The organism is Lampropedia hyalina DSM 16112, from assembly GCF_900129055.1.
GTDB lineage: Bacteria > Pseudomonadota > Gammaproteobacteria > Burkholderiales > Burkholderiaceae_C > Lampropedia > Lampropedia hyalina.
In genome coordinates this window covers 114908-139407 of sequence record NZ_FQUZ01000004.1, presented here as the reverse complement: position 1 = coordinate 139407, position 24500 = coordinate 114908, and the positions used below count along the sequence as shown (strand labels likewise).

23 protein-coding genes are annotated in these 24500 nt (G+C 61.6%); 2 read left to right on the top strand and 21 right to left on the bottom strand.

Features of this window, described 5'->3' with window-relative positions; genetic code table 11:
• Window positions 1-42 precede the first annotated feature (42 nt).
• From cas2 to gspE, 17 genes are all read right to left on the bottom strand, one after another.
• Window positions 43-348, bottom strand: coding sequence for a CRISPR-associated endonuclease Cas2 (gene cas2 / locus BUE21_RS02785; RefSeq protein ID WP_073354454.1), 306 nt, complete (start codon window positions 346-348; stop codon window positions 43-45).
• Window positions 349-426: 78 nt separating this feature from the next.
• Window positions 427-1380 carry a type II CRISPR-associated endonuclease Cas1 gene (gene cas1 / locus BUE21_RS02780; protein ID WP_073354453.1) on the bottom strand — a complete coding sequence of 318 codons (954 nt, stop codon included), beginning with the start codon at window positions 1378-1380 and terminating at the stop codon, window positions 427-429.
• 5 nt (window positions 1381-1385) lie between these two features.
• Window positions 1386-4511 carry a type II CRISPR RNA-guided endonuclease Cas9 gene (cas9, locus tag BUE21_RS02775; RefSeq protein WP_073354451.1) on the bottom strand — a complete coding sequence of 1042 codons (3126 nt, stop codon included), beginning with the start codon at window positions 4509-4511 and terminating at the stop codon, window positions 1386-1388.
• A 177-nt stretch (window positions 4512-4688) separates the two neighbouring features.
• Window positions 4689-5885 (bottom strand): multidrug effflux MFS transporter, encoded by a 1197-nt coding sequence (locus BUE21_RS02770; RefSeq protein WP_084522740.1) that lies wholly within the window; start codon window positions 5883-5885, stop codon window positions 4689-4691.
• Window positions 5886-5978: 93 nt separating this feature from the next.
• Window positions 5979-6179, bottom strand: coding sequence for a YqaE/Pmp3 family membrane protein (locus BUE21_RS02765; RefSeq protein ID WP_073354449.1), 201 nt, complete (start codon window positions 6177-6179; stop codon window positions 5979-5981).
• 34 nt (window positions 6180-6213) lie between these two features.
• Window positions 6214-6651, bottom strand: coding sequence for a hypothetical protein (locus tag BUE21_RS02760; RefSeq protein WP_073354447.1), 438 nt, complete (start codon window positions 6649-6651; stop codon window positions 6214-6216).
• A gap of 29 nt (window positions 6652-6680) precedes the next feature.
• Complete coding sequence (gene gspD, locus BUE21_RS02755) at window positions 6681-9107, bottom strand: type II secretion system secretin GspD (protein WP_084522739.1); 2427 nt, start codon at window positions 9105-9107, stop codon at window positions 6681-6683.
• A 25-nt stretch (window positions 9108-9132) separates the two neighbouring features.
• Window positions 9133-9687: a hypothetical protein gene (locus BUE21_RS02750; protein WP_073354443.1), complete on the bottom strand. Its 555-nt coding sequence runs from the start codon at window positions 9685-9687 to the stop codon at window positions 9133-9135.
• Window positions 9684-10262 (bottom strand): type II secretion system protein GspM, encoded by a 579-nt coding sequence (gspM, locus tag BUE21_RS02745; protein WP_073354441.1) that lies wholly within the window; start codon window positions 10260-10262, stop codon window positions 9684-9686. Before gspM ends, BUE21_RS02750 begins: the two co-directional genes overlap by 4 nt.
• Window positions 10259-11422, bottom strand: coding sequence for a PilN domain-containing protein (locus BUE21_RS02740; protein ID WP_143164389.1), 1164 nt, complete (start codon window positions 11420-11422; stop codon window positions 10259-10261). The genes gspM and BUE21_RS02740 overlap by 4 nt, the downstream gene beginning before the upstream one ends.
• A gap of 25 nt (window positions 11423-11447) precedes the next feature.
• Window positions 11448-12251 (bottom strand): hypothetical protein, encoded by an 804-nt coding sequence (locus BUE21_RS02735; RefSeq protein ID WP_073354437.1) that lies wholly within the window; start codon window positions 12249-12251, stop codon window positions 11448-11450.
• 2 nt (window positions 12252-12253) lie between these two features.
• Window positions 12254-12931 carry a prepilin-type N-terminal cleavage/methylation domain-containing protein gene (locus BUE21_RS02730; RefSeq protein ID WP_073354435.1) on the bottom strand — a complete coding sequence of 226 codons (678 nt, stop codon included), beginning with the start codon at window positions 12929-12931 and terminating at the stop codon, window positions 12254-12256.
• The gene (locus BUE21_RS02725; RefSeq protein ID WP_143164388.1) at window positions 12931-13404 is read right to left on the bottom strand and encodes a prepilin-type N-terminal cleavage/methylation domain-containing protein; all 474 of its coding nucleotides are present in this window, start codon (window positions 13402-13404) and stop codon (window positions 12931-12933) included. The genes BUE21_RS02730 and BUE21_RS02725 overlap by 1 nt, the downstream gene beginning before the upstream one ends.
• Window positions 13401-13892 (bottom strand): type II secretion system protein, encoded by a 492-nt coding sequence (locus tag BUE21_RS02720; protein WP_073354433.1) that lies wholly within the window; start codon window positions 13890-13892, stop codon window positions 13401-13403. Before BUE21_RS02720 ends, BUE21_RS02725 begins: the two co-directional genes overlap by 4 nt.
• Window positions 13867-14346, bottom strand: coding sequence for a type II secretion system major pseudopilin GspG (gspG, locus tag BUE21_RS02715; protein ID WP_073354431.1), 480 nt, complete (start codon window positions 14344-14346; stop codon window positions 13867-13869). The genes BUE21_RS02720 and gspG overlap by 26 nt, the downstream gene beginning before the upstream one ends.
• Window positions 14347-14395: 49 nt before the next feature.
• Window positions 14396-15661 carry a type II secretion system F family protein gene (locus BUE21_RS02710; RefSeq protein WP_073354430.1) on the bottom strand — a complete coding sequence of 422 codons (1266 nt, stop codon included), beginning with the start codon at window positions 15659-15661 and terminating at the stop codon, window positions 14396-14398.
• Window positions 15654-17381: a type II secretion system ATPase GspE gene (gene gspE, locus BUE21_RS02705; protein ID WP_234971030.1), complete on the bottom strand. Its 1728-nt coding sequence runs from the start codon at window positions 17379-17381 to the stop codon at window positions 15654-15656. Before gspE ends, BUE21_RS02710 begins: the two co-directional genes overlap by 8 nt.
• 171 nt (window positions 17382-17552) lie before the next feature.
• Between gspE and BUE21_RS02700 the strand changes: the two genes are divergently transcribed.
• The gene (locus tag BUE21_RS02700; protein WP_073354428.1) at window positions 17553-18053 is read left to right on the top strand and encodes an NUDIX hydrolase; all 501 of its coding nucleotides are present in this window, start codon (window positions 17553-17555) and stop codon (window positions 18051-18053) included.
• A gap of 70 nt (window positions 18054-18123) precedes the next feature.
• On the opposite strand, the gene BUE21_RS14890 is transcribed toward BUE21_RS02700, so the two are convergent.
• Complete coding sequence (locus BUE21_RS14890) at window positions 18124-19551, bottom strand: nuclease-related domain-containing protein (protein ID WP_084522736.1); 1428 nt, start codon at window positions 19549-19551, stop codon at window positions 18124-18126.
• Window positions 19552-19666: 115 nt separating this feature from the next.
• Window positions 19667-20560: a dTDP-4-dehydrorhamnose reductase gene (gene rfbD / locus BUE21_RS02690; RefSeq protein WP_073354424.1), complete on the bottom strand. Its 894-nt coding sequence runs from the start codon at window positions 20558-20560 to the stop codon at window positions 19667-19669.
• 72 nt (window positions 20561-20632) lie between these two features.
• On the opposite strand from rfbD, the gene BUE21_RS02685 reads away from it, so the two are divergent.
• Window positions 20633-22261, top strand: a complete 1629-nt coding sequence (locus BUE21_RS02685; protein WP_073354421.1) for a peptide chain release factor 3 — start codon at window positions 20633-20635, stop codon at window positions 22259-22261.
• A gap of 84 nt (window positions 22262-22345) precedes the next feature.
• Here the strand turns inward: BUE21_RS02685 and BUE21_RS02680 are convergent, their stop codons facing one another.
• A complete protein-coding gene (locus tag BUE21_RS02680; protein WP_073354418.1) occupies window positions 22346-22813 on the bottom strand; it encodes a VOC family protein in 468 nt (155 codons plus the stop codon).
• Between the two features lie 63 nt (window positions 22814-22876).
• The gene (locus BUE21_RS02675) at window positions 22877-24469 is read right to left on the bottom strand and encodes a YncE family protein (protein WP_073354416.1); all 1593 of its coding nucleotides are present in this window, start codon (window positions 24467-24469) and stop codon (window positions 22877-22879) included.
• Between the last annotated feature and the right edge of the window lie 31 nt (window positions 24470-24500).

Genomic DNA, 24500 nt, shown 5'->3' with positions numbered 1-24500 from the left:
TCAGAGGTTTATTGTTTTTTCATTCTCAGAAAATGCGTGAATTCAGAACAGATCGTACTGGTCTGGCGTTTTTTTCTGGGGCTGCTTCTTCTTTCCATAGTAGCTGATGATGCGTTCATACTGCTTGTCGGTGAACTGCAAGATGTTCACATTGCCCCCGCTAGGCAATGCCTGCTCCACTTGCTTGCAGTATGTTTGCACCTGTGCCGAACTGGTGCAAAAGCGCAGGTACACGCTGAACTGGCTCATCTCAAAACCCATGTCCAACAGGCAGTTGCGAAACTCCATGGCGGCCTTGCGTTCTTCCTTCCGAACCACAGGCAAATCAAACATAACCAGTATCCACATCAACCTGTATCCTGAAAGCATGGGGCGACTCCTCGTCTGTCCGTCAAGGTTGGGCAACCGTTCATGAATAAGTGGGCCTCAGACATCATCTGCCCCTTCACCCGGTACACGCTGGCCCTGTGTATGCAATTCAAGTGGCAGGCTGCTCAAAGGCAGCTCCAGTTTGTCACGCTCCCCAAGGTACATTTGGGCCAAAGAGACTGCCAGTTTCTGAATGCACACCGTCACCGGTGTGGCTCCGGCAGCGGTCTGCATGTCTTCATACAACAAATGCACCAGAATGCGTTTGCTGTTGGGAGTAACGCTGCATTGCCCCTGCCGCTGTAATTGCCAGACCCGCAAATCCACCAATGGACGGAAAGGCTCCATCAGATCGTCCACCAGACGCATGGCGTTGCCTGCATTGCAATGGTGCAAACCGATGCTGGGATGCAGCCCGGCCGCAATGATGGCTCTGGCTGTGGCCGAACGCACAATCGTGTAGCCATAGTTGAGCATGGCATTGATGCCATCCGCACTCTGGTCTCGTCGGAAACCTCCACCAAACAACAATCCCCAATATCGGCGTGCACCCTGTGCCTCCATGTTGTCCGGGTCACCGCTGCGCACTTTTTTCACTAAGGCCAGCAACGGCGCGTCTGGCGCACCGATGGCTTGCAGGGCGTTGGCCTGCTGTTGCAATTTGCTACGCACAATAGCCGCCCATATCTGTTTGCGGGTCGGCTGGCTAGCAGCAATCTGGGCCTCCATGCGACGCGACTGTTCGTAGTTGCCATCGACCGCCCACAGCATTCCGACAGCGTTGTGGTTGGCCGCACACAGCACAAACGGCACTCCACGCTCTGCCAACGCCACCAGCAAATTGTTGGTATAGGTGATTGCGTGGGCATTGGCAATCACGGCGGCAATGTCATCAAGTGGAACACGCCCCAGTTGTTGCCGCTCGCCATCGGTCTGCTTGACCACCAGGAAACCGCGATGAACAAACAGGTGCCGTCTGTCATCGGCAATTTCCACAATGCGGCCAATCATGCCGGTCAGCCTGTGAAGCCGGGGTCTCGCACCTGACCATCCGGGGAAATGGTGATTTTCCGCCCACGGCTTTTTTGCAGAGAGCCTGCCACTTTATTGGTGTAACGCCAGGCATTTGAAGAATCTCGATTTCTGGCATCGGTATTGGCTTCGTGGTGTTCTGCCAGCGTGAGATTACCCGCTGAATTAATGGATACCACCCGCAGGGTGCGAAGCCATTCGCTTTCCTGGATACGCACCATGTCACCGATCATCAGACGCATGATGAGCGGTTTTTCGCTGATGCTCAGTCTGGGATGCCGCAGTCGTTTCTCCCCCCATTGGCGCACGATCTGGTATGCCTCAAAAGTGGAAATAACTTCACCTTGCCATTTGCCTTTTTCGTTGTGCACGATTTCGATACAGTAATTGCTGTTGCCCTTGTACCCTTTGTACGGGCGGGGCGAACCATCGGGCTGTGTTCCGTGGCGTTCGTGTGCCCGTGCATCGCTGATTTCGATGACTTTGAGCGGTTTTTCTTCCAGCACCCGGCGACCGTCCACGTGCTTGTGCGTGCGAACACGGCCATTGGGTTGCAAGCCATAAGCAGTATCGTCGTGCATGGCCCCCTGGTAGGCGTGGTCTGGCTTGTGGCTGACCCATGTGTGTTCAATGGCGAATTTCACCTGATTGCGGTAGAGGGGCCAGGGGTCTGGCATTTTTTCCACCAAGCGATTCAATCCTTTTTCTTCGGTGCGCTGGCTGGCGTTGGCAAAGCGTTGCAGCAGTGCCTGATCGGTAACGGCAATCACACAGGCATCCACTGCATGGTGGCGGTGGTCATTGCGGTTTTTCTCGCCATGCAGGCCCAATATGTCATTCAGGCCGAATTTGGCACGCAGCAAGGCCGTCATCTGCCCAGGGATGACGCGCGTGGCCTGAGGACAGACCAGCTCCATGTATTCTCTGGCCACGCGGCTGAGGTGGCGCGTATCGTTGAGTGCCCGCGCCAGAAAACCTTTGCCCTCCTTGTCCCAGAGCTGCATGGCGGCTTCCCCAAAACGGTAGCGTTTGTTTCTGCCCTCTATCAGACTGCTCCGTTCCTCCAGCCCCTCCCGGCTCCAGCCCTGTGCGGCAAAGTCATGCCGTGCTTCCCAGGGGGTTCGATTGCCTTTGATGCGGTTGGCATGACGCATGGCCACGGTTTTGTTGTTCAAGCTGTCGTCCAGCGTTTTCGAGAATGGCAGGATATGCTCGGTCTCCACCTGATCGCTCAACAGCATCGTGGGCGAGATGGGAATACCGCTGTATGGACAGCACCGCTGCGCCGGATTTTTGCTGAGTTCTTCCCACAGAATCATTTTTTGAATATCGCCAAACCGCACCTGCTCCGGTGCAGTCTGCAAGACTGTGGCAATCTGTTGGCGCAAACGCTCATTGCGCTTCTGGTTGTGCGCCTGCTGTTTTTGCTGTTCATCCCTCTGCTGTTTGTTCTGTTTCAGATCGCGCGCCACCTCGACCACAACTTCCGCTGGATGGCCATAGCGTTTCAGCAAGGCATTGACCACCACACGAATCTGGTTGAGTCCGATGTGAACGGTAGGATTGGCAATGCGCCCAAAACGTTTTTCCGGCAAATCATCGGCAGAGGCTTTGGGGTCGGCAAATCCAACATGGCGTTGCAGAAATTCTCCGTAATAAGGCAGTGCGTGGAAGATATGGAAGGTGTTGATTTCACCAGTGCTCGGCTCCACTCGCTCCCAGGCGAAGGTACGACCGGGTATGGCTTCGTTGCCTCCCAGGCGACTGTGGTGAAAACCAGCGGCCCTGGCGGCCTTGTCATAAGTCTGCACTTCTCGCTCCAGCTCCGGCAGAATGCGTGCCAGTGCCTTGGCACTGAGGCTGCCATACCCGTCTGGCAGGCGCACATCGGCAATCGCCAGGGCACGCTCTTGCGTGATGGCCGTGTTTTCCATGAGCCAGCGTATCAGCACAGATTCATTCTCTTCGGTGCACAACTGCATGACGATCTGGTCTTGCTGTTGTGCATCGAAATGAAACCAGGCTTCACCAAAATACCTCGGCTTGCCCAGCACCATGCTGGTGGCATTGCCCTTGAGTTCCTTGCGCTTGACATCGGCCAGATTGAACTGGGTTCCTCCGGGCAGCCCCAGCAACTTGGGAATACCCGAAGCAAATGATTGATTACCGCGTTCCAGTGCTTGCACCAACGCATCACGCCTTGCTCTGGCCAACGGTTCTCCTTCGCGCAACCCCTCCTCCAGTACACGCAGATGGTTCACCTCCTGGTAAATACGGAATCTTTGCTGACTGGGCAAGGCCAGCGGAGCACGTTCTTCGTCAGGCAAAAAGACACAACGCCCTGGTCTGACCGGTTTCAAGGGCCTTTGGTACAACAGGCAGTATTTGAGATCGCTGCGTGCCTGCTCTGTAAACAGCGCGGGGTTGAGCTGAGCCTGTTTGCTCCAGAGTGTGTCGAACTCCTCCTCAACCATGGCTCGGTCAATGTAGAGGTCATAGCTTTTTTCAGTTTTTTTGCTGCCCTCACTGCCAATGATGCTGTTTTCACGATAACGCGCCCGCACCGTCTGGTGCGCACAATAGCGTTTGTAGAGCCACTCTCCGACAGTGCGCACCTGCTCCTGGGCCAAGGTCTCACGCAGTGTCTGAATGGCTGTTTTCAACAGACCACTGTCGCTGTCCCTGGAGTCGGTCTTGCGGTTGCTCTTGAAACCCCGACGCTGATTGATATGGAACAAGGCTCTGGCAAACTCTCCCGGTTGCAGTGCCTGCTCCAATCCCCTGGCTCTCAATTCATAAGGGTTCAGTGTTTCCAGTTCCCTGAGCTGCTTTGGGTCTTGCGGGAAAAAGCCATGCTGCACCAAGGTATGCATCATGCGTGCCTTGCGTTTGAGAAAACGGTCGCGTCTGCGGCGCATGGAGCGGGCTTCGCGTCGCGTAACCGCCAAGGATGCCTTGTCCTTGGGACGGCGGCCATCGCCAAAAATTCGTACTCCGGTTTTTATCAGCTCAACGGGTACGGGCGGTATTTCGCCGGTAAGCCTCACGACAGCCCACCCCAAAGAGGTTGGCCCCAGGTCCAGAGCCAAACGGTAATGCAGTTTAGACATGTCACCTCCTTTTTTTGATTGATTGACAAGAAGAATCCATATGCTACATTAGCAACCGTTTACCAACGATTGGGAAATGCGCTCTGGATACGCTAACAAGCTCTATCCATGAGCACCAAATGGAAGGCCGCGCAATGCGCGGCCTTCGTCTTTCAGATTTCATCGGGCCAGCACGGCTCACCCCGATACGGTTGCCATCCGCCTTCTAGTGCCGAACCACAGCACGCAGGCTGCCGTGCTGCACACCAGCATGGTCAGGGCCATCGGGTAGGCCGTGCCGTTCTGGGTGGCGGCCACCGTGCTGCTGACGGCGAAAGCGATGCCGAACTGCATCACACCAATCAGGCCGGAGCCACTGCCCGCCGTCCTGCCGCTGGCACTCATGGCAATGGCAGCGGCATTCGCGCCGATGAATCCCAGTGTGCCGATCAGCAGCCACAGCGGCAACACGAACCACCACAGCGAGGGGCTGCCGACCAGCAGCACCAGCGCGGCCGCAAACACCGCATTGGCCACCAGCGCGGCCGTGAAGATTCGCTCGATGGGCCAACGCTTCAGGCTGAAGCGGTTGCCATTGGTCGCCACGATGATGCCCGCCGCATTCAGCGCGAACAGCCAGCCGTACTGCTGGGCACTGAGGCCGTACAACTGGGTGAAAACAAATTCCGAACCCGTGATGTAGGCAAACATGCAGCTTTGTGCGAGTGCGCCGCACAGGGCCGGAATGGCAAATGCAGGGCGCGTCAGCAACTGCGCATAGGTGTGCACCACCCTGCCAAAGCCCAGCTCCTGCCGATGGCCAGGGGGCAGGGTTTCGGGAATCAGGAACACCACCAGCAGCAGGCACACCACCCCGAACACCAGCATGACGGCGAAGATGCTCTGCCAGCTCACGTTCACCACCAGCCAGCCGCCCGCAATCGGGGCCAGAATGGGCGCGAGGATGATGACCATCATCATCAGCGACAGCACGCGGGCGGTTTCGGTGCGGTCGAACAGGTCGTTGATGATGGCGCGGCCAATCAGCATCCCGGCCGCCCCTCCCACGGCTTGCAGGAACCGCATTGCAATGAACCAGCCGATGTCCGTCACCCACATGCAGGCCAGCGAGGCCAGCACATACAGCCCCACGCCCACCAGCAGCGGCGGCTTGCGGCCAAAGCGGTCGATCAGCGGGCCGTAGATGGACTGGCCGATTGCCAGTCCCAGAAAGAACACCGAGATGGTGGCCTGCACCCGCCCGGTGGTGGTCTGGAACACCTCGGTCATCAGGCTCAGGCCGGGCAGGTACATGTCGGTGGCAACGGGCGCGAAAGCCGACAGCATGGCCAGCACGGGAATCAGCACCTTGAGGGGAATGGAGGGTTTGGACATGGCAAATCAGACGATCCCCGCTGTACGCGACTGCGGGGAGAAGAACAAAAAAATGGGCTGTCCTTGCGACAGCCCCTGTCCTGCAATTGGCTCTCAGGGTTCCTTGCGAGGGCCGAGTGCCTGGGCGATCTTGCGGTCGGTCTTGTACTGGCTCAGGGCATACACCGACCAGATGGCAGCGGGAATCCAGCCAATCAGGGTGATCTGGAGAATCAGGCAGATGATGCCCGCGAACGGGCGGCCAATGGTGAAGAACTGAAGCCAGGGCAGCAGCAGGGCCAGCAACAAACGCATGAAAAACTTCCTTTCAGGGGCACGAATGCCCGTATCAGTTCATGTAATAGAACCAGTTGCCGTCTTGCAACAGCCAGACTTCCTCGGTGGGCACGTTGTTGATTTCCATGTTGGTGAAGCTGGGTGGCACGTTCACCAGGCTGGAGACGCTGAACTTGGTCACGCAACGATCAGGCGTGCCGCACTCCACCGAGATGAATTCGGCCTTGGTCCAGTTCACGCCCACACGGTAGCGTTTGCCGCCGTATTTGCGGTCCAGATCGATGGGGGTGTTCACCAGACGGTAGGCAGTGTCGGTGTACTCGTACACCTTGTCGAAATCGCGCGCGATCATCAGGTTCCAGCGTTCGGTGGCACGTTGCTGGACGATCTGCTCGGGGGTCTGCGAGGTGGACACTGCGCCATTCTTGGCGCAACCGGCCAGCAGCGCGAGGCTGCACAGTGCCAGCACATGGAATTTTTTTTGCATCATTTTCAGGCTCCTTCCAGGATGAATTGGGTTCAGTTCGGGGACAGCGGCTGGGCGGGCGCAGCGGTGTCGGGCTTCAGTGCGGGCTGGAGTGCCTCTTGCAACAGCACTTCCTCGCCCGGCAGTACCGGGCCGCCCTTGCGGATTTCCTGCACACGGGTGCGCAGTAAGGTTTGCATCCGCTCGCGCAGTTCCCTGCCTGCATCACGCAGTTCGTCATCGGTGCGCAATACCGTGGGCGTGAGGATGACCAGCAGCTCCGTGCGATTGACATTGTTCTTGGTGGCTCCGAAGGCATTGCCCAGCACCGGCACATCCACCAGCCCAGGAATGCCGTCCTTGCTGGCAGTGCTGTTCTCGCGGATCAAGCCACCCAGCACCACCGGCTCACCCGAACGCATGCTCACCTTGCTGGAGAGTTGCCGCTGCATGAAACTGCGGTTGCCATCGGTATCCGCAACTTCCCCCACGTTGGTGACGGACTGATCGATGGCCAGTGTGATGCGATCGCCCGCATTGACGGATGGCGTGACCTTCAGGATCACCCCGGTGTCCTTGTACTGAATGCTGCGCGAGTTGGTGCCACCGCTGTTGGTGTAGTCGATCACGCCCGTGGTGATGGGAACCTGGTCGCCCACGGTGATGGATGCAGTGTGGTTGTCCAGCACCAGCAGCGAAGGGCTGGAGAGCATCTTGACCAGCGAGCGCGAGGCCAGCATGCTCAGCAGGGCATTGACCGAATCGCCGCGCGTCACGGCATAGGAAAATGCCCCGGCTCCGCCCGTGGTCAGGCCGGCAGCGGCTCCCAGTGCCGTGGCAGGGGTCAGCCCAACGAGGCCCGACGAACCGCCCGAGCCTTGGTACTGGCTGCCGCCCAACGCACCCGAGAATGCCCAGCGCAGGCCATATTGCAGGTCGTTGGTGAGCGAAACTTCCACGATGCTGGCTTCCAGCACCACCTGCACGGGCGGACGGTCGAGCTTGCGCAGCGTGGTTTCGATCTTCTCGTAATCCATGCGGGAGCCCCACACCAGAATGGCGTTGTTGAGCGGGTCGGCAATCACGCGCACGCCATTGAGGTCCATGGCCACCGGAGCGGTGTTTTCTGTGGTGTGGCTTTGCGAGCTACTCTGCCCGCTGCTCAGGTTCATGCCGCTTTGCGTGCCGCCAGTGCGGCCGGTGGACGACTGCGCCACGCCCAGTCCGGGAGCCACGCCGCTGTTGGCCGTCGCTCCGGTGCCGGAATTGCCGCCGAAAATCCCTCCCAATACCTGGGCCAGATGGGTGGCCGAGCCGTTCTGCACTCCATAGACGAACAATTGCGCTTCGGTGCTGTCGTTGGGCTGATCCAGTCGCTCAATCCATTCGCGGATTTGCTGGAGGTGCTCGGCATACGGTGTCACGACCATGATGCTGTTGAGCCGCTCCAGCGGCAGCAGGCGCATGGAGCCAAGAAACGGAATGGCCTGCGGGCCGGTGCTGGTGCTGGCCCCCACATTCATGGCGGCGGCAAAGGCCGCTGCCTGTGCCTGCAAGCGGGCATTGGCCTGCTGCTGGCGGTCGGGTGGCGCATTGCCGCCGCCCGTGGCACCGCGCTGCTGGCCGATATTGGCCCCCTCGCCCCCGGTGGCGGCACTGAGCAACTCGAACCCGGCCTGAATGTCGGCCACCGTGGCGTACTTGAGCGGGAAGATGCCCACCGACATGCCCTTGAGCAAGTCCACGTCGAAGGTGCGCACCAGTTCCATCCAGCCTTCGGCCTGGGGACGTGTGCCCGCCAGCACCAGAATGTTGCGCACGCTGTCCACTCGAATGAGCGAGTCCTCCTGCATCACGGGTCGCAGGATTTCTGCCATTTCGCTGGCGGAGATGTATTCCAGCGGAATGAGAATGGCCCCATAGCCCGGAGCCAGCGGGCCATTGCCCACCTGGCGCGGTACCGGCACGATGCCGCGCAATGCCTCGGGCTTGCCGATGTGGTAGAAGCCGCCGGTGTCCTGGGCAATGTGCAGGCCATTGGCCATCAGCGCGGTTTCCAGCAACGACATGGCGCGATCCTTGCTGACGGGCTTCTTGGTGGCCAGCGTCAGGGTTCCGGCAATGGGCTGGTGCAGCACATAGTCGGCCTGGAGAATATCGCCCATCATCACATGGATGACTTCGGCAATCGGGGCGGCCTCGAAGTTGAATTCCCCGGCACTGCCCACCAGGGCACGGCCTGGGCGCGGGGGCTGCACCACCACGCCCGTGCCTTCATAGATGCGCACCTGCGAACCCGTTTGGGCAATGCCGCTCGTCGCCACCTGGTTGTCGGCATTCACGCCCCACTGTGCATGTTCCGCATCGCTGGTGGGTGTGGCGGGGTCACCGCCCAACTGGATGCGCTGCGGCAACTGGGTACAGGCCGTTTGTGCGGCTGCCAATACCATGCAGCCAAGAAGAAGTTTTCGATTGCTCATAGAAAGCCTGGAGAGAGAAAGGGGTTCACGGATTGGAAGCGGGCGCGGCCTGGCCGGGTGGCACCGCGCCCGGCTCTGGAATCTGGTGCTCCATCACAAGCTCGCGCTGTGCCCCGTCGGCCGCACGGAACGTGACGACACGCCCCCGGATGCGCTGGAGCGTCCAGCCTTGCAGCGACTGGTTCAGGCGCAGGCGATGGTCTTCGTTGTTGAAATGCAGAATCACCCCGCCGTAGCGGGACGAACCGTAGGTTCCCAGAATCCGCGCATGATCCAGCACATCGGGCGGCGGTGGCGCAGCGGCCTGCTCGGGTGGTGGTGGTGGCGCAGGGGGTGGCTCTGGCACGGGAGGGCGACGATCCGGCTCGAACAGCGGCTGCTGCACCAGCACGTCATAGCCCTGTGCGTTGAGCGCGATGGGCTGCCCCACGCCGTCCAGCACCGTGCGGTAGTCAGGCCGTTGTGGCACGGGCTTGTGCCACTGCACCTGCCCCAGTGCCGCCCAGGCCAGCACCGCCAGCAGTGCGGCCAGCAACAACAGATTCAGCACCATCAGTCGGGTGGCATTGCGGTTCTTCATACCGCCCTCCGCCAGACCACCAGCGTGGCCTGCATGTTGATGGTGACCGGGGTGTGCAGGTTCAGCTTGCGCCCCTGCTGAAGGTTCAGCGATTCCAGCCGGATGTAGGGGGTCTGTGCCGCCAGTTGCGCCAGCACATTGCGAATGCCATCGATAGAGCCGCTGGCGCGTACCGTCACCGGAACCAGCAGCAGATTGCCATCCTCGCGTTCGGGCATGACCTGGCTGCTGGCCAGATCGACCCCGGCACCGGCAAACAGATTGCGGATTTTCTGCTGGATGTCGGTGCCCAGCGTGCCGGTATCCATGCTGGCCGGGTAGGCGTAGGCATCCAGCAGTTGCGAGGCCGCCTGCTGGGCGGTCTGCATGTCCTCGCGCGCCAGCCAACTGCCTTCCAGGCGTTGGTAGCGCGGGGTCAGCTCGGCGATGCGGGCCTGGGCTTGCAGGTACTTCTGCGCCCCGTAGCCCACAGCGGCCAATACCGCCAGCACCAGCACCGACAGGGTGACGAGAAGCAGGATTTTCTCGCGGGGCACAGCCGCCCGATGGCGGCCCCCGAAAAACGGCAGTTTCATGGCTGTGGCTCCCCGGTGGCCGGAACAGCATCCGGGATGGGAGGGGGGGCTTCTGGCACAGGCGGTGGATTCGGGATGTTCATCGGAATGGCAAAGCTGCCGGGTTTGAGCACCAGTTGCGCACTGAAGTCGTCCTTGTTCATGTAGGGCTGGCGGGTGACGGCACGCGAGAAGCGCACCTCCTCGAACAGGCCGGTCTGCCCCAGGGTCTGCAACACTGCGGCAGCATTATCGGCATAGGCACTGATCTGGATGGTGTTATTTTCCCACTGAAAAAGGCGCAGATGGGCATCGGCGGGCAGTTGCTCGGTCAGGGTCTTGAGGGCCTCGAGCACGTTCACGCTGCCCGCCATGCCGGTCTTGACCACTTCCAGCTCTTCAAGGGTCTTGGCAAAGGCATCTCGCTGGGCCGACAGCGTCTGGGTCTCACGCCAGAGCGACTGGTAGGCGGCTTCGGCCTGATGGGCCTTCCACTGCAACTGCAAGACCGGTGTCACCAGCAGGCAGGCCAGCAGCACCCCGAGTACCAGCAGCGACAGCCAGGTTCTGCGCCGCATCTGGCGCACCCGCTGGCTGCGGCGCGCCTCGGCATAGCCTTGCAGCACCACGGGTTGCTCCAGACCGAATGCCCCCGATGCCCACACTTCGGTGTGCTGCACCGGCCAGCCCGAGGGCGACTGCGCTTCCAGCCGCACGGCAATCTGGGCGCGCGAGGCGAATGCCAGTGCCACCTCCAGCCCGCCATCGGCATGGGGTCTGGACTGGTAGCCCCAGGCAATGTCGTCGCTGGCAAACGGGCTGCTGCTGTGAATGTTCAGCCAGACGGCTTCGGCCACTTGCTCGGCCGGGAGCAGCGGCAGGTGCAACTGCTTGGTCAGCACCAGTTCGTCGGGCAACAGCAGCGCGAAGCTTTCACCGCTGGCATCCTTGGCCAACGACAGCGCAGCGGGCTGCACCTGCCCCTGGTGCCAGCGCACGTCGCGGCCATCGGGCAAACGCAGCCGCACCACCGGCGCGACCTCAAACCACGACAGTGGCGGGTAGCCATGCAGGCTTTCCATGGCAGCCAGCCAGTCGCGCCACAGGGTTCGCAGATCGTAGCCAAACAGCATCCAGGGGGACGGTGCAGGGCTGGCAGAGGGTGTTTGCGGATAACTCACGGTTCAAATTCTCTCTTGCATCGCATCAGGGCACGGCGTAGGCGGGTGAGGCGGCCACGATTTGCCAGGGTGCGCCATCGCCAGACATGGAAGCATCCAGCATCACATCCTGCGTCACCCGGTACACCTGCCCTTCCAGCGGCACACTGGCCGTGATGCGGTAAAAATAACTGTTGCGGCGCGCCGATGGCGGCTCGGTGCCGCTATTTTGTGCTGCCAGCCCCAGCAAGGTGAGCAGTTCGGGGTTGAGCAGATTGGCATCCAACTGGGTGGCCGCGCCATTCATGGTGGTCAGCACAGGCGCGAGCCGCACAAACAGATCGTAGCCGAAACCCGGAATCTGCAACAAATCTTCCAACACTTCGATGGTGCGTTTCTGGCCGCCCGGCTGCACTTCGTCACGCCACTGCACCCAATTCTGCGCCAGTGCAGCGGCATCGGCTTCGGGGGCCACGGCGGCAATCACCTGCGCCAGAATGTCGGCAGGCGTGTGATTGACATCCAGAAATCCTCCCACCGGCTCCAGCCGCACCGGCATGGTCACGCCATCGAACTGCATTTCGTAGGCATTGGCCTCGTCCAGCGGATTTTCCTGCCTCTGCACCCGGTGCTGCTGCACGACCAGTGCAATCGCCGCCTGCCCCAGTGCCAGAGCCTCGACGCTGTCGCGTTCCATTTGTGTGGTGCGCCTTTCGGTGCGTACGGTACTGACCAGTGCGGTGGCCACCACGGTCATGATGGCCACCACCCACAGCACCGCCAGCAGGGCCACGCCCGCATGCCGTGCGGGTGGGCCGGCTCTGGTGGAACGGGTGTCTGTATATCGCATGGTCACAGTCCTCCAATGCCGCCGATGTTCGGATCGACCGCATTCATGGCCGCCGTGCTGTCGCGCATGGGCACGATTTTCAGCGGCAGCGCACCCTGCTCCAGCGTCGCCAGTTCCAGCCAGAGGTGGCTGGGCATGGTCTGCGTGTGGCCCCACGCATTGCTCCAGTTCTGCTCTTCGGGCTTGCCCCCCCGATAGCGCAGCAGCAGGTGCGTGACACCGGCAAACAGCACCCGGCCCTCCATCTGTGCCGGATCGGGGAACTGCGGTATGTCCTGCCACGGCGCAAAACGCAACACCAGGTTCTGTATCTGGCCTTGCGGCTCCAGGCGCAACTGGAAGAAATAGCGTCCACCCGCACCGTGGCGGGCGGGCATGGTGCCCACCCAGCGCAGGCTTTGCGGCTGCCCATCGAACCAGAAGCGGCTCTCATCCACATTCGTCACACCCGGACGCGGACGCTGCGACACCCGCCCCAGCACCTGATCGAGCAGTGCCATCGTGGTGCGCAGACGCGCGGCCTGCTCCACGCGCTGGTCGATGCGCATCTCGGTCTGTGCCAGGGTATAGAAAGAAGAAGTCAGCCCCGTCATGATGATGGCAAACAGCATGACGGCCACCAGCATCTCCAGCAGCGTGAAACCGCGCGAAGCCGGGCGGCAGGGGAGATTGCGCGCCATCACCGCCCTTGCTCCAGCGTGCGGCGTTCCGGGCGCAGGGTGCGCACCACCATCTGGCGCACGCGCCCATCCTCTGGCCACGCCACCTGCACCTCCAGCGCGTGCAGCGGCACGGCCTGCGGGTACTGGCGTTGCACCTGGGTTTCATGGGGCTGGCTGCGCACCTGCCAGTCCATGCCCGCGGACTGGCCGCTTTCGTTCCAGCCCGCAGATGGCACCGAATCGTGGGCCTGCAACAGCGACTGCACCAGCACAGCAGCGCGCTGGTGGCCGTCCATGATGGCGGCCGTCTTGAGGTTGCTGCCCATGATCTGGTAGATCAGGCCCAGAGACAGGGCCATGATGGCAAATGCCACCAGCATCTCCAGCATGCCCATGCCCGCCTGCCGTGCAGGCGATGCAGGCGGCATACTCGCGCGGCGGTGCGGCAAGGCCGTGCGAGATGGCAGGTGTGTCGCAGTCAGAGCAGTCACGGCAACAGGCTTTCCTGGGTGATCTGCCCGGTGAGCCAGTCCACGCGCAGACGGGTGCCCATGCCCTGGCTGGCTCCAGCGGCACGCACAATCTCCACGCTGCCGCCGGTGGCACCACCCTGCGGCAGGAACAGGATCGAGGCCACGCCCTCGCGCATTTCCACATCGGCCACCGTGGTGTGCACCTGCACGCTGTCGGGCAAGGGATGCCAATTCTGCGCACCAAAACGCCGCCCCGGCACATCCACCTGGAAACGCTGGGGCATATGGGTCTGCAAGGCCGCTTCACGCGCGGCACGCATTTCGGTGCGCATGGTGCGCACGGTGCTGCGGTATTCGGCAGAAGCGTTGATGCGCTGGTAGGCCAGCGGGGTCATGGCCATCAGCAGGCTGCCGATGGCCACCACCACCAGCAATTCCATCAGCGTGAAACCGCGCGAAACGGGTCGATGCCCGCGCGCATTACTGATTGGAAATATCAGCCGCATCGCCCTGGCCACCTTCCGTGCCATCGGAGCCATACGACACGATCATCACCCCGCCATTGGGGCCGGGATTGATGTAGCGGTACGGGTTGCCCCAGGGGTCATCGGGCAGGCTGCTGCCCTTGAGGTAGGGGCCGTTCCAGTTGGCCGACGCGCCACTGACCGGGCGGCTGAACAGGGCCTGCAAGCCCTCCTGCGCCGTGGGGTAGCGTTTCATGTCGAAGTAGAACGCTTCAATGGCATTCTCGAACTGGCTGATCTGTGCCTTGGCCGCCTTGGTCTGCGTGCCCGAGAAAATACCGATCACGCGTGGCCCCACCAGACCGGCCAGCAGCGCGATGATGGCCACCACCACCAGCATTTCCGCCAGGGTGAAGCCGCGTGTGCGCCGTGCGCCCGTCAGGCGATCCAGATGCCCCGCATGGTGGGGCAGACGTGCAAGATGTTTCTGTGTCATGGGTGTCTTTCAACTTCTCAATCAGGAATGCGTTTGCGCCAGCCGCCCATCATGCCACCAGGTCATTGACGGACAGCACTCCCATCATCAGGGAGATGATAATCAGTGCCACCAGCACCCCCAGCACCAAAATCATCAGCGGCTCGATCAGGGTCAGGGCGCGTTTGATGCCGGTTTCCACCTGCCGGTTCAGTATGTCGGCCAGCTCCAGTGCCATCTGCCCCACCCGGCCGGTTTCCTCGCCCACGCGAATCAGGTTGATGGCCAGCGGCTCGAACAGGCCAGTCTGCTGCAAGGCCTGCACCACCCGCCCGCCATCCTTCACCACCGGCGCGACGGTCTTCAGCGGCTCGCGCATCACGGCATTGCCCACGGTGTCGGTGGCAATGGACAGCGCGGTCAGCATCGGAACGCCGTTGCCCAGCAAAGTTCCCCAGGAGCGGGCGAACAGCGTCATCTGAAAACGCGCCACCAGCGGCCCCAGCAGCGGCAATTGCAGCACCCGCCCCTGCCACCAGAGCTTGCCCGCCGGACTGCGGAACCACTGTCCCCCGGCCAGCCCGCCCAATACCAGCACCAGTGCGATCAGCCAGCCCCATTGCGTGAACACGTCGCCCACCCACATCAGAATCTGCGTGGGCAGCGGCAGTGCATCACCCAGGTCCTCGAACAGATCGCGGAACTTGGGCACGACAAAACCCAGCATCAAGACCAGCGTGAGCACCGCCACGCTCAGCAGAATGGCCGGGTAGATCAGCGCGGACACCACGCTTTCGCGCAGTGCGCGCAGCCGCTCCATGTGCTCCACCAGCCGCCGCAGCACCTCGGCCATCTGGCCGCTGGCCTCGCCCGAGCGCACCATGTTGATGTAGAAGTCATCGAAATGGCGCGGGTGCTGTGCCAGGGCCTTGCTGAAAGTCGCGCCGCTCTTGACCGACTCCAGCAGATTCTGCGTCAGTTGCCGCATGGCCGGTTTGTGGCTCATATCGATCAGCACCTTCAGCGCATTGTCCAGTGCCAGCCCGGCGCGCAGCATGATGGTCAGCTCCGACGTCATGGACAGCACATCCTGCGCATTCACCGGGCCGCGATCCTTGCGCCCCGGCTTGCTGCTGCCTCTGGCGGCCCGCACGGCACGGTTTTCCACCGCCCCCTGGGCCTGCGCCATCTCGGCGGCATTCGCCACCGACACGTTCAACGGATGCAGCCCCTGCTCGCGCAGCAGCTTCATGGCATGGGTCACGGACTGGGCCTGAAGATGCCCCTGCTGAATCTGGCCCGAGGCAGAGGCGGCCCGCCAGGAAAAATCAGGCATCGGTCTGGTCCTGCGTCACGCGGGTGACTTCTTCCAGGCTGGTGACACCGGCCGCCACCTTGCGCAGCCCGTCCTCGTACAGACTGACCATGCCCGCATGCACGGCCAGCGTATTCAGCTCCCCGGAATCCTTGCCATCGAGAATGGCGCGGCGCATGGCCTCGTCCAGCACCATCAGCTCATGGATGCCGGTGCGCCCCCGGTAGCCGGAACCCCGGCACTTCTCGCACCCCACCGGGCGGTACAGCGTCTGCCCCGGCAACAGAAAGCGCGACAGCCCCGTCTCCTGCAACACTGCCGGGCTGAGGTCGTGCGGCTGCTTGCAATCGCGGCACAGGGTGCGCACCAGCCGCTGCGCCAGCACCCCATTCACCGACGAAGTGATGAGGTAGGACTCCACGCCCATGTCCTTCATGCGCACAATCGCTCCGGCTGCCGTGTTGGTGTGCAGCGTGGAGAGCACCAGGTGACCGGTCAGCGCGGACTGCACGGCAATCTGCGCCGTCTCGCCATCGCGCATTTCGCCGATCATGATGATGTCCGGGTCTTGCCGCAGAATCGCCCGCAGCGCGTTCGCAAACGTCAGGTTGATCTGCGGATGCACCTGAATCTGGTTGATGCCCGCCAACTGGTATTCCACCGGGTCTTCCACGGTGATGATCTTCTGGCTGTCGGCATCCAGCTTCGCCAGCCCGGCATACAGCGTCGTGGTCTTGCCCGACCCCGTCGGCCCCGTCACCAGAAAAATGCCATGCGGCCGCGCCAGCAACTCATTGAAGTGGCGCAGCGTATCGGCGGCAAAACCCATGTCGTCCAGGTTCAGGCGCACGCTGGCACGGTCCAGCACCCGCATCACGATGCTCTCGCCATACACCGTGGGCACGGTGGAAACGCGCAAGTCCAGCTCCCGCCCCTTCACACGGGTCTTGATGCGCCCATCCTGCGGCAGGCGGCGTTCGGCAATGTCCAGATGCGCCAGCAGCTTCACGCGCGAACCCACGGCCGCCGACAGGCGCGAAGGCACCACCTCGGCCACATGAATCACCCCGTCCACGCGGTAACGCACATGCAGGCCGTCCTCGAACGGCTCCAGGTGAATGTCGGACGCCCGCATGTCGATCACACGCCCGATGATGGTATTGACCAGCTTGATGACCGGAGCCTCGCTGGCCAGGTCTTTCAGGTGCTCGACGAAATCATTGGCATCCAGCCCGCCCAGCACATCGCCATCCACCGCCTCCTCGGCCTCCTGATGGGCGGCCGACTGCTCCAGCGCGCGCTCGATGTCGCTCTCCAGCCCCAGATAGGGCACGACCTCCAGCCCGGTGGCCAGCCGCAGGGCCTTGCGCACAAAATCGTCCTGCGGCACCGCCATGGCCACGCCCAGTTGCTGGTCGCGCTGCCACAGCGGATAAATCGAATGGGTGCGCAAAAACCCCGGAACCAGCCCGGCCACCTCCAGCAAAGGCACCGGATAGGCATCGGCAGCGGCCAGTTCCACGCCCAGATGCTGCGCCAGCACCGGCATCAGATCCGTCTCGGACACCACGCCCAGGCGAATCAGCACCCGCCCCAGCATGCCGCCCATCTCCTGCTGCGCCAGCCGCGCCCGCTCCAGATCGCGGCTGCTGAGCTTGCCCGCCTGCACCAGCAACTCCCCCAGCCCGTCGGCAGAATGTCCCGCTGCTGGGGAGCGGTGTACCGACAAGGGCGCAGACAAATCAGGATCGGCCAAAAAATCAGACACAGGAATTTCCATTCAGCAAGCAAGCAAGCCAACACAACCACCACCCGCCAAGGCAGGAGAGCCACGGCCCATTATCCCAAACATTCACCCTGCCCTGCGTACAGCAGCAACGCGAGGCAGGGCTGGCTCGGCGATAATGGCGGGATGCCCAACCGATGGAAGCCCAATGTCACCGTGGCCGCAGTGATCGAGCGCGGCGGCTCTTTTCTGCTCGTGGAAGAAGACACTGCCGACGGCCTGCGTCTCAACACCCCTGCCGGGCACCTGGACCCCGGCGAAGACCCCATACAGGCCTGCGCCCGCGAAACGCTGGAAGAAGCCGCCTACGACTTCCAGCCCACCGAACTGGTGGGCATCTACCTCAACCGCTTCGCCACCAGCCGCACCCGCAGCGACGTCACCTACCTGCGCTTCACCTTCACCGGCAGGCTGGGGCTGCACCATGCCGAGCGGCAACTGGACACCGGCATCGTGCGGGCAGTCTGGCTCACCGCCGACGAAGTGCGCGCCAGCCGCGAACGCCACCGCTCCCCCATCGTCCTGACCTGCATCGAAGACTATCTGGCAGGCCAGCGTTTCCCCATCGACCTGATCCGTGCCCACACCAGCATCTACCAGCCCCCAGCCACTGCCATCCGCCCCTGATTGCCGGGCCGTAGGGGCGAACGACAGGCGCAATACGCTGCCGCCATTGCACCTTACAGGTTAAGAAAATTCAACGGAATGCAGCCTGATGCTCACGGCAGTATTGCAAACCACCAAAACGCTGTTCGTTATTCCAGCAAAACTTGCCTTCCGCGAAACTGATGGATTTATCGCAAGTACAGCAAATGAGTTTGCGCTTTCGTGGGTCTGTCTCTGCAACGTTTTCAACATTCACCGGGGCTACAGGTGTCTGGTGTTGCACTGGCTGAACAGTATTCGCCTGCTCACGCAGTTTGTCCTGTTGATAGGTTTTCTGATGCGCCATGCACAGCATGGCTCCATCAAACAATTGGGCGTTATTGCTGCAATACGCCTGTTCAGCCGCAGACAAACGCCGCGCGCAACTTGCGCAAACCGCGCCCGGTACCTCGGCGGCTGCGGACACGGGCTGCGCTGGCCGGGGCGGCTCCACTGCCACGGCTGGCTGACTGTGAATCGCAGTCTGTACTTGCGGCTGCACATTCGCCTGCTCACGCTGTTTTTCCTGTCGATAGGTTTTCTGGTGCGCCATGCACAGCATGGCTCCATCAAACAATTGGGCGTTATTGCTGCAATACGCCTGTTCAGCCGCAGACAAACGCCGCGCACAGCTTGCACAAACCGCGCCCGGTGGCTCGGCGACAACGGACACCGGTTGCGCTGGCCGGGGCAGCTCCGCTGCCACGACTGGCTGACTGTGAATCACAGTCTGTACTTGCGGCTGCACCTTTGCCCGTTCACGCGGCTTCATGAAATCGGGCAACTGTAGCGGGTTCAGTGGCCGGTGCACATCTGCCAGCTTTTGCGCCCACTCGCGCACTGTATCGCCAGAGCGCAAATTTGCCATCGCGGTAAACGTCTGCCCAAACGACATGCCGTGCTGCATCCGCCATTCGTCAAACGCATCGGCCTTGATGACGTTACTGGTGTCAAACTTGGCAGGCGCAGGGCGACTGATCGTGCTGGTGGGAGCCACCAGCACCACATGGAAAAATTGCGGGCTGCTGCCAAAACGTCCACCAATTCCAAGCTTTTCCAGCCACTTGACAAGCACTTTTTCATGCCGTTTGCTTTGCTGGATCGGTGATGGAATACCCTGTCGGATATTGCCATAGAACACAGTGAATTCGCCATGCTCGTTGATGGAGAGATTGCCGCTGAAGTTTTTGGTCTCCAACAGATAGAAAATCAGGCCACGCGAGATGACAAGATGGTCGATCTGCGCCGATTCGCCCTCCCACTCCAGCCTCAAGTCATGAATGACCGCCAGATTGGCACTGTCCTTGAGGGAGCTGTCAATGTAATGGGCGGCATTGCGCTCGCCGCTGCGCCCCTTGCGTAAATTCCACAGCTCATCCCTGAGCCATTTTTTCTGTCTGTCATCCAGCAGGGGCGATTGCTCCAGCGACTCCAGCAACGCCAGACGCTTGCTCTGGTCATCAGCCAACTTGATTAACATCTCACCCTCGTTTTCCGTCTTTGATTTTGTTCCTGGCTTACTTCAACCATATTTCCGCTGCCCCACTGATGCCATCAAACGAACATGGCAGAGAGGGAAACAGCCTCATTCTATTTCAGTCTTTCAGCAACTCCCGCACCACCCGTTCCACGCCTGTTTGCCACTGGGGCAGGTGCAGGCCAAATGTCTTTTCAAAGCGGGTGGTGTCCAGGCGGGAATTCAGCGGGCGGCGGGCCGCTGTGGGGTAGTCGGCGGTGCCAATGGGTTTGACTTCGGCTACCGGTGCCTGGGGTTGCAGGGTTTGCGCACAGGCCAGTACCTGCCGGGCGTAGTCGTGCCAACTGGTGCTGCCGCTGGCGGTGAGGTGGTAGAGACCGGCTTTTTCGGGGGCGTACAGGGCTTGGCGCAGGGCGTGGGCGGTGGCATCGGCCAGCAGTTCTGCGCCGGTGGGTGCGCCGATCTGGTCGGCCACAACGGTCAGCAGTTCGCGCTCGCGCCCGAGTTTCAGCATGGTCTTGAGAAAGTTCTGGCCATGCGCTCCATACACCCAACTGGTGCGCAACACCAGATGCCGTTCGCACGCCTGGGCTATGCGCTGTTCACCCTCCAGCTTGGTCTGGCCGTACACCGACAGCGGCGCGGGGGCATCGTCCTCGCGCCATGCCCGCTCGCCCGTACCGTCGAATACATAGTCGGTGCTGAAATGCACCAGCCATGCGCCCAGTTTCTGCGCCTCCTGTGCCAGTACCTCGGGGGCGGTGGCGTTGATGGTCTGCGCCAGGGCGGCTTCGCTTTCGGCGCGATCCACGGCGGTGTAGGCAGCGGCATTGACGATCACGTCCGGCGCAACCGCCTGCACGGTCTGGCGCAGGGCTTCGGGTCGGGAAAGGTCGCCCACATGCTGCGGGCTGTGCCGCTCCAGAGCCACCACGTCGCCCAGCACCGCCAGACTGCGCTGCAACTCCCAGCCCAACTGGCCGTTTCGGCCCAACAATAGAATTTTCGTCATGTATCTGTTCCTTTTTTTACGGCATCCGCCAGTAAGATAGCAGGCTTTGCCGATTCCCAAGCCCTGATCGCCGTGACCTACGAAAAAGAAACCCGCCGCCGCCGCAGCTTTGCCATCATCTCCCACCCGGACGCGGGCAAGACCACGCTGACCGAAAAACTGTTGCTGTTCTCCGGCGCGATCCAGATCGCCGGGGCCGTGAAGGGGCGCAAGGCCAGCCGCCACGCGACCAGCGACTGGATGGAGATCGAGAAGCAGCGCGGCATTTCGGTGGCATCGAGTGTGATGCAGATGGTGTACCGCGACCACGTCATCAACCTGCTGGACACCCCCGGCCACAAGGACTTCTCGGAAGACACCTACCGCGTACTCACCGCCGTCGATTCCGCGCTGATGGTCATCGATGCGGCCAACGGGGTGGAAGCGCAGACGCGCCGCCTGATCGAGGTCTGCCGCCAGCGCGATACGCCCATCATCACCTTCGTGAACAAGATGGACCGCGAGGTGCGCGACCCGCTGGACATTCTGGACGAGGTGGAACGCGAACTCGGCATGCCCTGCGTGCCGATGACCTGGCCGGTGGGTCAGGGCAAACGCTTTGGCGGCATCATCAATCTGCGCACCCAGGCCATGAGTGTGTTTGAAGCGGGCAGCGAGAAACGCCCGCAGGATTTCGAGTCCATCCCACTGAAAGACGGCCATGCCCGGCTGGAGCAACGCTTCGGCTCGGCCTTCACCGAGGCACTGGATAGCATGGAGCTGGCCACCGGCGCATCACCCGAGTGGAACCATGCCGACTTTCTCGCGGCCCGCCAGACCCCGGTGTTCTTCGGCTCCGGGGTGAACAATTTCGGGGTCATGGAAGTGCTGGACGCGCTGGTCGATCTGGCCCCTGCTCCCAAGGCGCGCACCAGCACGGTCATCGTCAATCGCCAGCCGGAACAGAAGACCATCGAACCGGCCGACAAGGCGTTCTCCGGCGTGGTGTTCAAGGTGCAGGCCAATATGGATGCCAACCACCGCGACCGCATCGCCTTCGTGCGCATTGCCTCGGGCAAGTACAGCCCTGGCATGAAGCTGAAGGTGCAGCGCAGTGGCAAGGAACTGCGTCCCACCAGCGTAGTGACCTTTCTGAGCCAGCGGCGCGAAGCCGTGGAAGAAGCCTACGCGGGCGACATCATCGGCTTCACCACCCACGGCGGCGTGCAACTGGGCGACACCATCACCGATGGAGCCAATCTGCAATTCACCGGCCTGCCCTTCTTCGCACCGGAAATGTTCGCCACCGTGGTGCTGAAGAACCCGCTGCGCACCAAGCAGTTGCAGCAAGGGCTGATGCAACTGGGCGAAGAAGGCGCGATTCAGGTGTTCAAACCCGATGCCGGGGGCAATATGCTGCTGGGGGCCGTCGGCCAGTTGCAGTTTGAGGTGGTGCAGCATCGCCTGAAGACCGAATACGATGCCGAAGTGCGGCTGGAACCCAGCCAGTACACGAGTGCCCGCTGGATCAGCGCGGCCAGCCCGGACGAGCTGAAGAAGTTCGAGGCCGCCTACCCTCTGCGCATGGCCCACGATGCCGCCAACGCACTGGCCTATATGTGTACCTCGCCCTACGATGTGCGGCTGGCACAGGAACGCTTCCCGAAAATCACCTTCCACCCGCTGCGCGAGCACGCCGGGCTGGAGTTGCAGCACGGTTGAAGCTTTGCACGGTTCTGTGCAAAAAAACGCCGTTGCGGCCATGGCTGCAACGGCGACATGCAATCCTTACTTAAGGTCTGCAACTCAACCCAGCGCGGCAATGACTTGTGCAGGAGCCTGCACCAACTCGATCAGCACGCCTTCGCCTGCAATCGGGAACTCCTCATTGGCCTTGGGGTGCAGGAAGGTGATGTCGTAGCCTGCCGCGCCCTTGCGGATGCCACCGGGGGCAAAGCGCACGCCTTTGGCGGTGAGCCATTCCACGGCCTTGGGCAGGTCGTCGATCCACAGGCCGACGTGGTTCAGCGGGGTGGTATGGACGGCGGGTTTCTTCTCCAGGTCCAGCGGCTGCATCAGATCGACCTCGACCTTGGTGGCCCCTTTGCCAATGGCCAGAATGTCTTCGTCCACGTTCTCGCGCTCGCTCTGGAACGTGCCGGTGACGGTCAGCCCCAGTGCGTCCACCCAGAGGGCCTTGAGGCGTTCCTTGCTGGTGCCACCGATGGCGATCTGCTGGATGCCCAGCACTTTGAACGGGCGATTGTCTGACATGTATCTGTACTCCTTGTTGGCTATGCTTGAAGTGGCCGCAATCCGGCCATGCAGAGGGGCATTCTAGTCTTTCTTGCGAACAGCACGGCCATCGGCATGATTGGCATGGCTTGCCCGGTTCTGTTCCTGATAGTCCAGCAGGAACTGCCGTGCGCCCGTTACGGCACGCTCGGCACTGGCAGCAGATCGGCTGGTGGCAATCAGCATGAAGTCGTTGATCTGTGCAGCGTAGCGTGCCGTCTCCAATGCTTTCTTGCGTTCGGCATCATCGGGCTTGGCCGCCAGTTCGGTTTGTGCATCGGCCAGGGCCTTGCGGGATGCGGCGGCGGCTTCCTCGGCTTCTTTCAGCTTCTGCGGTGCGCTTTGGGCGAATGCCTGGGCACTTTGCAGGTTGTCCTTGAACTGCTGTTCGATGTCCACGAAGTCACAGGGAACCGGTGCAAGGGTGTCGCGGCTCTCGAAGTTCCAGATGGTGACGCTGCACGCCCCCGGTGTGCGGATGCCATCGATGCCTTTCACGTCAGGTGCAATGCGTACCTTGGCAATCTGGATGGCAGGCATGCGCAGTGTGACGAACAGATCGGTGCCTGCATCACTGCGGCGCATGGCCAGACTATTGGGCACGGCATTGTCGAAGCGGATGTTCTCGAAACGCGACTGCCCGAATGGCTGGCTGCCATCGATACCGATGATGCTGAGCACCTGGGCACCCTTGCCATTGAAGTAGGAGCCAAAGCTGGTGGCATACAACTGGCTGGCCTGCGGGTGGTAGATGGCTTCCAGTGCGGTGTTGGCGGTGAACAGTGGCTGTGGCTGGTTTTCCTTGCCGCGCTCGAACAGGTACAGGTTGGGGTCGCCCTGGCTGCCATCGAACCAGGAGAAATTATTGGTGGCAATGATGGTGTTGCCTGGCCCTTCGATGTAGTTATAGAAGCTGACGGCCTCTTGACCTGTGCTGCGTATGGGCGAAGCGCTCTGGTATTCGACCGCTCCGGTTTGCAGGTCGGCGGCCCGCACCTGGGCACTGCCGTGCAGCAGTTGCGGCTGGCCGTCGGTGGAGAACCGGCTGGTGATGAACACGGGCAGGGAGAAGCCATCAAAAGGTTGCACGGCAAAGCCCGGTGCCTTCTGGCCACTCGGGCCGAACTTGAACACAGCGGACTGGAAAGGACTGCGCCAGTCGTAGGCACTGACATACAGATCGCCCTGCGCATCGGTGGTGACATAGCGCACGCGGTAAAACGCATCCCCATGCCGGGTGTCCAGTTCATGGTAGCGTGTCTGGCGGGTATCCAGGTCAATGGTGCTGACGGCATGGTGATGGGTGTGTCCGACCACCAACTGGTTTTTCGCCAGATTCAATGCCAGCGCACCCGCATCGGCCTGCAAGGGGATTTCCTGCTTGAGCTGCAAACTGGCGGCATCGAATACGAATACCCCGCCCGGTGTTGCGCCCTTCGGATAGCTGACGGGGTCGGCCATGTAGTCCTCGATGGTGCCGGCAAAAGCAGCGAAGACTTCATCGCCATGCGCCACGATCTGGTAGAAGCCCCGTGGCGCATCGCCATAGTGGGTGGTTGGGGCGGATGCAGCGGCGGATGCGGCCAGTGTGATGGCAATGGCCAATGCCTTGGCGGGGAATTTCGGGTGCGTCATGAATGGGTCCTTGTGTGGATTGGGTGGTCGA